The following is a 13194-nucleotide window of genomic DNA, read 5'->3' as shown; positions in this document are numbered from 1 at the left end:
TAGCACATCCACCCGCGCGCCCTGCACCAAATGATTTTAGGATATTGGCACAAAGCTAGCAAGGCAAATCATTCATTAGCGAACTGGGCGCCGAATGGAAAATGTACTCCGCATGTCACTCACGTACATGGAGCATGAGCGCGACGGCAGTATCCAGATCTGGATGCTTGTTCGCGGCTCATAGCCCCTCAAAAAATTGGAATCGGGGCAAACATAGCTATGAGCGCTAGAATTTGCTCCCAGTTGCAGTCATCCGATTACTTTAATGAAGCATTCCTTGAACGGGTTCATGCGATATTTTTAAATCGGGATGGCGATCGCACGCGGTACCGCGTGCGCGATCCGGGAAGCGATGCGGACTGGCTGATCGAGACCACGCGTTGGCAAGCTTCGAGCGTATGCCGCGAGTTTGAAACTCATCAACGTCTTTCCTCGCGCCTGGAGCCTTCATGGAGCGTCGCGCCCTTGGCCCTCATCCCCGCGCAGGAGGGACCCGTCCTCGTCTTCGAGGACGCCGCCGGGGCGTCCCCGCCCATGGCGGGCGATGCCATGTCGATCGAGCGATTCCTCGAGATCGCCGTCGGCGCGGCCTCCGCCCTCGCGCGCGCCCACGACCGTCGCATCCTGCATCGCGACCTCCGCCCGACTCACCTGCACGTTCAAGCCGACGGCGTCGTCCGGCTCGCCGGGTTCGGCAGGGGCATCGCCCTCGACGAGCCGGGCGACCATTGGCCCGAGTTGCCGGTCACCGACGACGCTCTGCCCTATGCCGCGCCCGAGGCGGCACGGCGCTCGGACCCGTACGCCGACGAGCGGAGCGACCTCTACTCCCTCGGCGTGACGTTCTACGAGTTGCTGGCTGGACGCCTGCCGTTCACCGCCCGCACCGCGGCCGAATGGCTCCACGTCCACGTGGCCGTCCAACCCCCGCGCCCGAGCCACTCGCGCGCCGTCCCGACGACACTGGAGGAGATCATCCTTAAGCTCCTCTCCAAGGAGCCGGTCGACCGGTACGGCAGCGCATCCCTGCTGCTCGCCGATCTAGTGCGGTGCAAGACCGAGTGGGCCGAGATCGGATCAATCAGGCAATTTCACCTCGGGCGGGATACGCGGCCGAACCTGGCCCTTTCCGAGCGGCTCTTCGGCAGGGATGCCGAGACGAGCGCGCTGCTCGGCGCGGTCGAACGCGTGAGACGGAGCGGTCGATCCGAGTTGGTCCTGATCTCCGGCCCCGCCGGCGCCGGCAAGTCCGCGCTCGTCGGCGCGGCGCAGGCGAGATCCGAGCGGGTGGACACGGCCTTCGCCTTTGGGAAGAGCGGCCAGCACCAGAGCGACATACCCTACGCCGTCATCGCGCAGATCCTGCGGTCCCTGGTCGACCGCCTCCTGAGCGCCAGCCGCGACGAGCTCCACCGCAGGCAAGACCTTCTGCTGACCACACTCGCGGGTCATGGGCAGCTGGTATCCAAACTCGTTCCGGAGCTGGAACTCATCATCGGTCGGCAGCCCCCGGTCGCCGATCTTCAGGCAGAGCAAGCCCAGCGGCGCGTCAACGCCGCCATCCTGAACACCATGCAGGCCTTCGCCCAGGACGACGAGACCCTGGTCGTCTTCCTCGACGATCTCCACTGGGCCGACGACCCGACATGGGGCTTCTTCACATTCCTGCTTACGGAGAACGTCAGGAACATCCTGTTGATCGGATCTTACCGTGACGGTGAGACGGCGCGCAGCGCCCAGCTGCAGGCGCTCAGCTCGCACGTGTCGGCGAGGTCCATCCCCATCTCCGAACTCATGCTGCGGCCCCTGTCGGTAGACGACGTGGGAACGCTCATCGCGGTGGCCGCGCAATGCCGCAAGGACCGCGTCGAGCCCCTTGCGCGCGCCGTTCACGAGAAGACGGCCGGCAACCCGTTCTTCGTCGGACAGCTGCTCCGGACCCTGGTCGACGAAGACGTGTTCCGCTTCGACGAACACGGCGGCGGATGGACCTGGGACATGTCCGCCGTCGCCCGCCACCACTCGACCGACAACGTGGTCGATCTGATGGTCCGGCGCCTCGACCGGCTGCCGGAGGAAGGTCGCGAGATCCTCCGCTGCCTCGCGTGCGTCGGATCAAGCTGTGACGAGGGGCTGCTGGCGCGCGTCCTCGGGGCCGATCCAGGCTGGATCCGCGCCCATGCGGAAGGCCTGAGGGCGGCGGGCCTGCTCACCCGCGAGGCCACCACCTACGCGTTCTCGCACGATCGCGTGCTGGAAGCCGCATACGCCTCGTCCACGCCCGCCGCGCGATCCGCGGCCCACGCCCGCATCGCGATCGCGATGGTCGAGATGTGGCAGGCCGCACCGGACGACTCACCGTTCGCGATCGCGAATCAGGTTGAGCGGGCGAGGACCGACGGGCTGCCGGCCGAGATCACGACATCGTTCGCCCACCTGTTGCTCGCCGCGGCGCGCCGCGCCAAGAGCGCGGCGGCTCTCGATCAGGCGTTGGGCTACCTGGAGACCACGAGACGGCTTTTGGCGGAGACGAGCGGGTCCGACCAGTACGCGCTCACATACCAAGTGACCGCCCTGAGATGCGAGTGCCTGATCATCAAGGCCGAGCTGGCCCTAGCCGCGACTGAGATCGACCACCTCCTGGAGCACTCAAGGTCCGCCATAGACCGCGCCGGCGCCTTCCGGTTGAAGGCGGCGCTGCAGACGCTGCGGTCGGACTACGAATCGGCGATCACGTCGGTGCTGACCGGGCTGGACGCTCTCGGGGTCAGCCTGAAGCGCTATCCGTCGCCGGAAGACCTGTCCCACACCTATCACGCCATCCGGAGCAGGGTGCAAGGCCGGGGGATCGCCAGCCTGGTGGAGCTGCCGGTCGCCACGGATCCGAAGCTGGAAGCAGCCATGGGGCTTCTGGTCACATGTCAGGCGTCGTTCTTCGTCGACGACGGCATCAGCTTCCTTCACCTCGCCAAGATCGTCGAGCTGACGCTCGAGAGTGGGGCGACCGCGGCGTCGCCGTACGGCCTTTCCTGGTTCGGCGTCTACATCGCGCATCACTACGATGCCTATGAGGACGGACTGGCATTCGCGAACGTCGCCGTGGAACTCATCGATCGCCACGGCTGGGACTCCGGTCGCGCAGCGACCCTTGTCGCGATGGACCAGGTCAGCGTCTGGACACGGCCCCTGACGTTCGCCCTCGCCAACGCGCGCGAAGCCGCGTCGGTCGGCGTTATGAGCGGTGACCTCGGCATGGCGTGCTATGCCGGCAACCATATCGTCTCGAACCTCATCTTCATGGGCGAACCCCTGTCGCGCGTCATCGACGAGGCCGAGGGCCGCCTCAACCTGACGCGCCAGATCGGCTTCAGGGACATCGAGCTCCTGCTGAACTCGCAGATTCGTTTCGCCGAGCGCCTCCGGCAGGGCGGCGGCATCGTGGCGCCGCAGGCGGATCCCGGACAAGGTGGATTCGGAGAGAATGGCGTGACGCCGGTCTCTCAGCCAACCCTCTTCTGGGAATGGCTGTACGCCGGCATGTCGGCGGCCTACCTCAAGGACTATCGCGAGGCGGCCCTGAGGCTGGCGATGCTGAAGCAGCTCGAATGGGCGATCCCTGCCCACATCAACCTCGCCGACTATCACCTCTTCTCGGCCCTGACCGTTGCCCAAGTCGAGGACGCGTCCGCCGGAGTCTCGGAACGAATCGCGAAGCTGGGCCCGCACCGGGAGCGGCTGGCCTTCTGGGCAACCCTCAACCCCGCCACCTTCTCGAACAAGCTGCTGATGATCGATGCCGAGATCGCTCGCCTGCGCGGCGTCGACGTCGAGGCCATGCAGCTGTACGAGCGCTCGGCCGCGGCCGCCGCCGCCGCGGGCTTCGTCCAGGAGCAGGCGCTCGCCCATGAGCTGGCGTCGGCGCATTGCGAGGCCAGCGGGCTGCGCACCGCCGCCCGGCAGCACCTTCGAACGGCGATTGAATGCTACCATCGATGGGGAGCGGAGGAGAAGGTCCGCCGCATCGAGGCAGAGCACCCCTTGTTGAGGGCGGAACGTCGCGAGGAGCCGGTCCCGCCGCGGAGCGGCCAGGCCGCCCTCGACATCGCGGTCTGGGCGGCGGCGGCGCGTGCCTTCTCGGAAGAGATCGTGTTGGACCAGCTGATCATGAAGTTGATGGACAGCATGATCGTCCACGCTGGCGCACGTTACGGCATGTTGATCCTGATGCACGAGGACACGCCCGTGATCCAGGCGACTGGCCGCGTGGTCGACGGCGCGATCGCCGTGGACATCTATCAGGCCGAACCAACCGCAGACGCGGTCCCTTTGGCCATCGTCAACACGGTGATCAGGACCAAGAAGACCATTGTCCTCGACGATGCGGATGGCGAGGGCCCCCACGCCGGCGCGCTGGACCTCGGCGGCCGATCGCTACGGGCGGCCATGTGCCTGCCGCTCCTCAAGCAGGGGCGCCTCGTCGGCATACTGTACCTGGAGAACGATCTCGCGTCCGGCGTGTTCACCCCCGGCCGCACCGCGGCGCTCGAGCTGCTCGCCCCACAGGCGGCGATTTCCCTTGAGGCTGCGCGGCTGTATGCCGAGCTTCTGGAGGAGAACTCCCGGCGCCGGGAAACAGAGCGGGCGCTGCGCAGCGCGCGCGCGGAGCTGGCGCGGACGGCCCACATGACCGTGCTCGGGGGTCTCGCCGCCTCCATCGCACACGAGATCAACCAGCCCTTGACCGGCGTCGGCTCCAACGCGGCGGCCGGCCAGCGGTGGCTGAGGCGGGCCACCCCCGAGATCGGCGAGGCGCTCGCGAACCTTGAGGCGATCCAGGAGAACGCGGTCCGGGCGGCCGACATCGTGCGGGCCCTGCGATCGCTGGCGAAGCAGGCGCCGCCGAAGCTTGGCAACGTGCGGATCGACGACGTGATCCGCGAGGTGCTGAACCTGACCTCGACCGAGCTGGAAGCCATGCAGGTGACGCTCGACGTGCGCCTGGCCGGCACCGACGTCCATGTCATCGGAGACCGCACCCAGCTGCAGCAGGTCGTGTTCAACCTGGTCACGAACGCGATCGAGGCCATGAGCTCCAAGGATCCCGCCGGGCGGAGACTTACGGTGTGGTCGGACTGCCGGTATTCGAAGATCACGGTACATGTCCACGACACCGGCGACGGGATCGCGCCCAACGTTATCGGTCGGATCTTCGAGCCTCTCTTCACGACGAAGAGCAGCGGCATGGGAATGGGACTGGCGATCTGCCGCTCGATCATGAAGGCGCATGGCGGAACGCTCGGCGCGCTTCCGTCACCGTGCGGCGGCACGAGTTTCGTCTTCTCATTGCCGGTCGCGGCCGAGATGTGAGGAGCCACCCGCCGAGCCATCACCGCCATTCGCCGCCGTGCCGGGGGAGGCCCCGCCTGGAGGCCAAGGTGTCTCGGCCTCAGGCCATCTCCAGGCATTCGATGAGGGCGTCGCTGTCGACGGGTTTCTGCATGAATTTCCATGCACCGCTTTCGAGCGCCCGTTCCCGGATCGCCTCGTCGGACAGGCCGGTCATCAAGACCGTGGGAATGCTGAGGTGCCGCAATCGCAGACCCTCTTGGAGTTCGAAACCGCTAATGCCACCGGGCATCTGGATGTCGCTGATCAGAACGGTCACGTTCGACAGGTCGGGGTGGGCGAGGAACGCCTCGGCGGAGCTGAAGGTCAACGCGACGAAGCCGATCGACCGGACGAGACTAGAAAGGGCCGAGAGCACGGCCGCGTCATCATCGACTATCGCAACGACTTTTTTTTGTAACACAAGTCAAGTCCTCACGCAGGGCCGGAGATCTTGACGGCGCCGGAAGCCTCGGAAGGCCTGGAGCAGAATACCGGAATTTTAAATCATACCAAGGTTTAATCATGGTGCGCCACGACGCACCTTGAAGCGGCGGCCGGATGACCAACCCCGTCGTGCCAATCGTCGGCCCGACTCGAGGCGACGAACGACGAGCATGTGGACTGCCGCCCGCTTGCGCCGAGGACCGACACGGTGCCGCGGCGCAAGCGTCCGCGATCCTCACCGGCGTCGCGACAGGCATGATGGGAGAGTCCCAGGAACCTCGGTGGCCGCGGCCTCACGGCACAGCGTTCGCTCTAGAGCAGGTTGTTTTTTGACGGAATCGAGGTTCACGGGCCGGCTGTGGTCTGGTTGTCTGTCAGCCCTGCAGCGGAGGGCGATGTGGGATGACGCAGCCCTATTCGGAGGATTTACGCGAGCGGGCTCTGGCCCGCGCTGAGGCCGGCGAGACGATCCGGATGATCGCTCGGGCTTTGGCGATCAGCCCATCCTGCGTCTCGAAGTGGCGCAAGCTCAAGCGGGAGACGGGCACGCTGAGCCCTGGGCAGATCGGCGGCCACAAGAAGCCGGTGCTGTCGGGTGAGCCGGGCACATGGCTTTCCGAGCGGGTGCGGGGTGGGCCGTTCACCCTGCGGGGCTTGGTGGCGGAGTTGGCCGAGCGCGGGGTGAAGACGGACCTGCGTGCGGTCTGGGTGTTCGTGCGCGCCCAGGAGCTAAGCTTCAAAAAAAACGCTGCGGGCGAGCGAGCAGGACCGGGCCGACGTCGCGCGTAAGCGCCAACGCTGGCAAAGGCATCAGGCGAAAGTCGATCCGCGCCGCTTGGTCTTCCTCGACGAGACCTGGGTCAAGACCAACCTGGCACCGTTGCGCGGCTGGGGACCGCGCGGCCAGCGCTTGGACGCGCAGACCCCACACGGCCACTGGCGTACGCTCACCTTCATCGCCGCGCTCCGCCATGACCGGGTCAGCGCGCCCTGGGTCGTCGACGGGCCGATCAACGGCGCCATCTTCCGCCGCTACGTCGAGACCGTCCTCGTCCCTGAGCTGAAACCGGGCGACGTCGTCATCCTGGACAATCTTGGAAGCCACAAAGGCAGAGCCGCCCGGGCTGCCATCCGAGCCGCCGGCGCGCATCTGCTGTTCCTGCCGCCCTACAGCCCCGATCTCAACCCGATCGAGCAGCTCTTCTCAAAGCTCAAGCATTTCACCCGAGCCGGCGAACCCAGGACCGTCGAGGCCACGTGGCGCCGCGTCGGGCACGTTCTCGATCTCGTCGCGCCCAACGAATGCGCCAACTACCTCACCAACTCAGGCTACGCTTCCGTGTGAAAACAACACGCTCTAGAGCACCATCCGAGCGTGATGAAACGGCTGGCGAGGTGAAGGGTTGGTCGGCGAAGGAGAGCGCCAATGTCCTCAGCCCTGTCCGTCGATCTGCGTCAGCGCGTGGTCGGTGCCGTCGCGGCCGGCGCCTCCCGGCACAAAGCTGCCGAACGCTTTGGGGTCAGCCTGGCGAGCGCCAGTCGGTGGTGTGAGCGCTTCGCCCGTGAGGGCCACGTCGCGCCCAAGCCGATGGGCGGCGATCAGCGCGATGGGCGGCGATCAGCGCTCGCACCAGATCGAGGCCCAGGCGGACCTGATCGTCTCCCTCTACGAGGCGCAGCCCGGCATCTACCTGCACGAACTCCGTGCGGCTCTGGCCGAGCACGGCATCTGCGTGGCTCAGAGTAGCCTCTCGCGCTTCTTCAAGCGCCACGGCATCTCGCGAAAAAAACGACAGGCCACGCGGCCGAGCAGGGCCGGGAGGACGTGAGAGCTGCGCGCGAGGCGTGGTTCGAGGGCCAACTCGACCTCGACCCGGATCGCCTCGTGTTCATCGACGAGACCGCAGCCAACACCGCCATGGCCCGGCGCTACGGGCGCGCTCCACGGGGCGAACGCTGCCGGATGAGCGTGCCGCAGGGCCATTGGAAAACCACCACTATCACGGCGGGTCTGCGCACCAGCGGCATCACCGCCCCCTGGCTGCTGGACGGTGCCATGAACGGGCAGGCCTTCCGCACCTACGTGGCCGACGTGCTCGCTCCGACGCTCCAGCCCGGCGACACGGTCGTCATGGACAACCTGCCGGCTCACAAGGTCAGCGGCATCCGCGACCAGATCGAGGCGGTGGGAGCCCGGCTGCTCTACCTCCCGGCCTACTCGCCCGACTTCAACCCGATCGAGATGGCCTTTGCGAAGCTGAAGGCGCTGCTGCGCAGTGCGGCGGCGCGAACCATCCCAGACCTCTGGGACGCCATACGGCGCAGCCTAACCCGCTTCGCGCCAGCTGAATGTCGAGCCTACCTTGCCGCTGCAGGATACGATGCAACCTGATCGGATGCCGCTCTAGGCGCGCGCCGCCCATGATTCATCCACCCAGCTCCATCACCATGGTTCCATGATGTCCGTCGCTCGGCATCGGATGCGTCCGGGGGCATCTTTCCGGCAACTATACTGACGTATGATTGATCGAGATAGACCGATTGCCACGATAGATTGCAATTAAGCTGCGCGTCGGCGTGTCCATCCGATACCGCGACTTCTATCAAAGCCGGCATTTGATATCCGAAAGCGACGACTCACATGCTGTCATCAAGTTCATCCCTCGACGGTAACTATGCCGGCATCAGGGTGCCACCTAGAGATGCTGTCGTCTGCGGTCGGATATCGGACCTGCTCCGCCGTGCCGAGCTCGCGCTGGATGGGGATCCCACCTCAACGCGGCACTACGTGATGTCCGCATTGGCACTTCTGGACGGCACGATCGACGCACCATCAGCCCCTCGAGACGAAGCCGAGGCCAGATCTCATGCCGCAGGTGGGCTGGCGAGATGGCAGCGAAGCCGGATCGAAAGTTTCGTTACCGCCAACCTGGATCGGCAGATCGCGATCAAGGACTTGGCGGCCCTGGTACGGCTGAGCCCCTCGTACCTCTGCAAGGTCTTCAAGGTTTCGTTCGGGGTGTCGCCCCATTCGTACATCATGATGAGGCGGGTATCCCGGGCGAAGTCCGCGATGGTCTCGACCCGGGCCGCGCTGAGCGACATAGCCCTCGGCTGCGGCTTCTCGGATCAGGCGCACCTGTGCCGGGTGTTTCGACAGGCCGTCGGCGAGGCGCCCCATCGCTGGCGCCAAGCCAACCAGACCGACCTCGGGCGGTGAGTGCGGTGCCCGCGGGATACCGTCGGCTCGGCCGGCGCAACTCACCGTGTGGTCGTTCGCGCTGGCCGCCCCGGAGCGTGGAAGGTGCCCGGAGGTCGCGCCACGGCCTCAACCGGTCGCCGATCCTGGCTTTCGGCCTGCGCCACCGAGCAGTCCAGGCCTTCGTCCTCCGGGGCGGCGTCGGTCCGAGCCGGATGCCGGGACCCTGCACCTGGGTTCAACGCCATATCCGGCCCGGTGCGGCTACCGCCGGCCAGCCGCGGGGCGCCTGGGATGATCTTCGTCGCGAGGGCAGATGGCCGAGTAACCTACGTCAGCCCGGAATGGGGCACCTTTACCGGACGCGCGGCGGACAGGGCCGTGGAGCACGGCTCATTGCGGTGCGTGCACCCCGACGACCGGGAGACGGCGGTGACCTTCCTGCGCACCGCTCGTGACCGGCGGAGTGAGTACAGGCTTTGCCCCCGCATGCGACGGGCCGATGGCAGCCACCCCTGGGTAACGATCGGCGGCGTTCCATCCTTCGAACCACCGAACCGCTCGTTCCTGGGCTACCTCGGCTCGATGACGGAAATCGGATTCACCGATTCCGAACCCCCGATCGCCCGGCACGCACGCGAGCTTCGTCCCAACGCCGACGCACCCCGCGACGCCGCCCACGACGCTGGAGCGCGTCGCCACCCATCTGTTGATGGCCGATGGCCTTGTCGAGGAGGACAGTGCGAAGGAACTGCTGCCAATCCCGAGGCGGGCGCTGATGGTGGCAGGTCGGATGCTCGCGCACGAGATAGCCGCCCGCAGTCCGAGCAATTAATTTCACTGAGGTTCGCGCCGTCCAGGACGTGGCCGGCGAGCTCCGGCACGCGAAGCGCCGCGATGGCGCGGTCAGCGCTGCCGTGTAGCCTCGATCCCGAGTTGATGCGCCATTAGGACGAGGTCGGCGAGCGAGCGGGCACGCATCTTCTCCATGACGCGCCGCTTATGCACCTTGGCGGTGATCTCCGTGATCCCGAGTTCGGCGGCGATCTGCTTGTTCATCAGGCCGCCGATGGCGCATCGCAGCAATGCGAGTTCCCGCGGTGTCAGGGAGGCGAGGCGTCTCGAGAGATCGTCCTGGGCCCAGCTGGCCTCCAACGCAGCCGCATCGATCGCCAGGGCGCGATGGATCGCGTCGAGCACGACCGTATCGCTCACCGGCTTGGTCAGGAACTCGACGGCTCCCCCGCGCATCGCGCGCACGGTTATCGGGATCGTCCCGTACCCGGTGAGGAAGATGATCGGCACGGTGCAGCCGGCATCGCGCAATGCCTCCTGCACCATCAGGCCGCTCTGCCCGGGTAATCGCAGATCGAGGAGGATGCATTCGGGCGCCTTGCGCACGCGCGGGACCAGGAGCTCTGCCGAATCGCTGTGGGCGACGGCCGCGAGCCCGGCCGACCTGCACAGTCGCGTCAGCGCCGCGCGAAGAGCCGGATCGTCGTCGACGATGTGGACTGTGGGTTCCGGCATGTCGCTCGCGGCGCCAATGGACCTCGGGATGGGGCAATCGATCCAGGGGAGTACATAATGCGGTGCAACATCGACAGGCGCGGCAGACCTCGCCTGGATCGACGCGTCGCGCCGATCACTCCCTCTTGGTGGAGGCGGCTCGGATCGTGGATTGAACGGTGGGCGTCCCTCGTTCACCGCCGGCCTGCACGCCGCGATTGGCGTGTGATCAGAGGTCGGACACGGGCAGCGGCGCGTTCGCGCTGTCGAGGAACTCGACCGTTGTGAAGCTCAGTTCGGTCTCGCCGATGTTCTCGAGATCATGGATCATGAACGCACCGGCCGGAAAGGTGTGGTGCTGGGTGTCGCCGGGCTCGTAGGCCACCTCGGCAACACGGCCGTCGGCGTAGTGCGAGCGCGCTCGCCCGCCGGTGACCGCCGTCCAGAAATAGTCCAGCACGTGCGTGTGGAAGCCGATCCGCTCGCCCGGCCTCAGGTTGAGCGACCACACCCGGACGCGGTCGGTCTCGGAGACGAGGCGGCTGCCGACCTGCCCCTTGCCGGCGCCGGCGGCGAAATCCCGGCGCAGTTCCACCGGCCAGTCGGACGGGGGCATCGGCCAATGCGAGATCGTCTGACGTGTCATGGCCCTTCTCCTCCTCGGATCAATGCGCGACCGGTGCGGCAGGCCGGTCGAAGCCGGTCTGGGCCGTCACGTGCTGCGCCGCGTAGGCGGCGCGGACCGTCGCCGCGGCCGCGCTCCGATCCAGCCGCGACACCGCCCAGGACGTCACGAACGCGAGGGGGACCGAGAACAGGGCCGGATTGTCGTAGGGGAACGGCGCGACGCCGAGCCCCAAGGTCGCGGTCCACACACCGGGACTCAGCGCGACCAAGAGTAGCGAGCTGAGGAGCCCGGCCAGCGAGCCCGCGACCGCCCCGCGGGTCGTGAGGTCCCGCCAGGCCACCGACAGGAGGATCACGGGGAAGTTCGCGCTCGCCGCGATGGCGAAGACGAGGCCGACCATGAAGGCGATGTTCTGGTTCTCGAAAAGGATGCCGAGCCCCATCGCGGTAAGGCTGATCGCGACCGCGGCGGCCTTGGAGACCCAAACTTCCCGCTGCTCGCTCGCACGGCCGCGGCGCAGGACCCGGGCGTAAAGGTCGTGGCTGGCCGCCGAGGCGCCCGCGATCGTCAGCCCCGACACCACGGCCAGGATCGTCGCGAACGCCACCGCCGAGATGAAGCCGAGCAGCAATGGGCCGCCGAGCTTGTCCGCCAAGTGCAGCGCGACCATGTTGGCGCCGCCGACCACGCCGCCGGCCGCGTTCGCGTAGGCCGGGTCGCCCTGCACCAGAGCGATCGCGCCGAAGCCGAGAACGAACAGGAGCGTGTAGAAGACCGTGATGAACCCTGTCGCGACGAGGACCGAGAACCGCGCCTGGCGGGCGTCGGCTACGGTGAAGAAGCGCATCAGGATGTGGGGCAGGCCGGCGGTGCCGAAGATCAGGGCGAGGCCGAGCGACATCGCCGAGACCGGGTCCTTGACGAGCCCGCCCGGTGCCATGATGGCCTGCTTCTTTGGATGGAGCGCGACCGCCCGGGCGAGGAGCCCCTCCAGGCTGAACCCGAAGCGCGCGAGGATCAGCGCCGACATCAGGGCGGATCCCGTGAGGAGCAGGACCGCCTTGATGATCTGGACCCAGGTCGTCGCGCGCATGCCGCCGAAGACGACGTACGCCATCATGAGCACGCCGACGAGCACGACCGCCGCGGCGTAGGGCAGCCCGAAGAGAAGCTCGATCAGCTTGCCGGCCCCGACCATCTGGGCGATCAGGTAGAACAGCACGATGACAAGGGTGTTCACGCCCGCCACCAGCCGTACCGGCACCTCGGACAGTCGGTATGCCGCCACGTCCGCGAACGTGTAGCGCCCGAGGTTCCGCAGCGGCTCCGCGATCAGGAACAAGATCATCGGGAAGCCGACGAGGAAGCCGACCGCATAGATCATGCCGTCGTAGCCGGAGGTGTAGATGAGCGCCGTCACCCCGAGGAAGGTCGCCGCCGAAGTGTAGTCGCCCGCGATGGCAAGCCCGTTCTGGAAGCCGCTCAGGCCGCCGCCGGCCGCGTAGTAGTCGCTCGCTGTCCGGGTACCGCTGCGGGCGGCGCGGACCGTGATCGCCAGCGTCACGGCGACGAAGCCGAGAAACATCGCGATCGCCATCGCGTTCAGCGGCTGCCGCGTCACGGGACCCGTCAACGCGTCCGCGCGGGCCGCGTCGGCGACAAGAATCGCCGCCGCGGCCAGGAGGTGACGGGCGCCGCTCACCGGAGATCCTCCCGCAGGCGCCTGCTGAGGCCGTCGAGGCGTGTGTTCGCGACGAGTACGTAGATGACGGTGAGCACGAAGCCGAGGCCCAGGAGCGCCACGCCAACGGCGATGCCCCAGGTCACGATCGACCCGTCCCGGATCGGCGTGCCGAGCAGGTCGGGCCTGAAGGCGACGGTAAGGACGTAGGCGAAGTAGGCCGTCGCCATCGTGACCGCGAGGGTGATGCCGAGGCAATTCCGTTCGAAGCAAAGCCGACGGAAGATTGGATGGATCGAGATGCTTGCGCTGTTCACTGCGTCCTCCGGTCTGCCGAGTCCTTGA

Annotated in this window: 9 protein-coding genes and 1 pseudogene; 5 read left to right on the top strand and 5 right to left on the bottom strand. The window is 66.9% G+C overall.

What is annotated here, in order from left to right; genetic code table 11:
* The first annotated feature begins 333 nt into the window (after positions 1–333).
* On the top strand, positions 334–5367 hold the full coding sequence (locus AC3WSN_RS14190; protein WP_492538683.1) for a trifunctional serine/threonine-protein kinase/ATP-binding protein/sensor histidine kinase: 5034 nt from the start codon (positions 334–336) through the stop codon (positions 5365–5367).
* Positions 5368–5446: 79 nt separating this feature from the next.
* Here AC3WSN_RS14190 and AC3WSN_RS14185 read toward each other — a convergent pair whose 3' ends face one another.
* Positions 5447–5809 carry a response regulator transcription factor gene (locus AC3WSN_RS14185; RefSeq protein WP_492538681.1) on the bottom strand — a complete coding sequence of 121 codons (363 nt, stop codon included), beginning with the start codon at positions 5807–5809 and terminating at the stop codon, positions 5447–5449.
* Positions 5810–6234: 425 nt separating this feature from the next.
* Between AC3WSN_RS14185 and AC3WSN_RS14180 the strand changes: the two genes are divergently transcribed.
* The 4 genes and pseudogenes from AC3WSN_RS14180 (at position 6235) to AC3WSN_RS14165 (ending at position 9982) form a co-directional block, all read left to right on the top strand.
* Positions 6235–7177 (top strand): IS630 family transposase gene (locus AC3WSN_RS14180; protein WP_447715880.1). Its coding sequence is split into 2 segments (ribosomal slippage): positions 6235–6570 and positions 6572–7177, totalling 942 coding nucleotides; the frame shifts between segments, so codons are not numbered across the junction.
* A gap of 81 nt (positions 7178–7258) precedes the next feature.
* Positions 7259–8224 (top strand): annotated as a pseudogene (locus AC3WSN_RS14175) (IS630 family transposase).
* Positions 8225–8473: 249 nt separating this feature from the next.
* On the top strand, positions 8474–9052 hold the full coding sequence (locus AC3WSN_RS14170; RefSeq protein WP_492538679.1) for a helix-turn-helix transcriptional regulator: 579 nt from the start codon (positions 8474–8476) through the stop codon (positions 9050–9052).
* A 273-nt stretch (positions 9053–9325) separates the two neighbouring features.
* Positions 9326–9982 (top strand): PAS domain-containing protein, encoded by a 657-nt coding sequence (locus tag AC3WSN_RS14165; protein WP_492538678.1) that lies wholly within the window; start codon positions 9326–9328, stop codon positions 9980–9982.
* Here the strand turns inward: AC3WSN_RS14165 and AC3WSN_RS14160 are convergent.
* From AC3WSN_RS14160 to AC3WSN_RS14145, 4 genes are read right to left on the bottom strand one after another with little or no spacing between them, the layout of a single operon-like run.
* Positions 9938–10738, bottom strand: a complete 801-nt coding sequence (locus AC3WSN_RS14160) for a response regulator transcription factor (protein ID WP_492538676.1) — start codon at positions 10736–10738, stop codon at positions 9938–9940. The genes AC3WSN_RS14165 and AC3WSN_RS14160 overlap by 45 nt on opposite strands.
* Positions 10739–10769: 31 nt before the next feature.
* Entirely contained in the window at positions 10770–11186 is a 417-nt protein-coding gene (locus AC3WSN_RS14155) for a cupin domain-containing protein (protein ID WP_492538674.1), read from the bottom strand.
* 19 nt (positions 11187–11205) lie between these two features.
* Positions 11206–12870 carry a cation/acetate symporter ActP gene (actP, locus tag AC3WSN_RS14150; RefSeq protein WP_492538672.1) on the bottom strand — a complete coding sequence of 555 codons (1665 nt, stop codon included), beginning with the start codon at positions 12868–12870 and terminating at the stop codon, positions 11206–11208.
* Complete coding sequence (locus AC3WSN_RS14145) at positions 12867–13166, bottom strand: DUF485 domain-containing protein (protein ID WP_492538670.1); 300 nt, start codon at positions 13164–13166, stop codon at positions 12867–12869. Before AC3WSN_RS14145 ends, actP begins: the two co-directional genes overlap by 4 nt.
* Positions 13167–13194 lie beyond the last annotated feature (28 nt).

The sequence above is a fragment of the Methylobacterium sp. FW102-HT35C08 genome (assembly GCF_058790235.1).
Note: the sequence above shows the minus strand (reverse complement) of the source record. Positions and strands in the feature narration are given on the sequence as shown.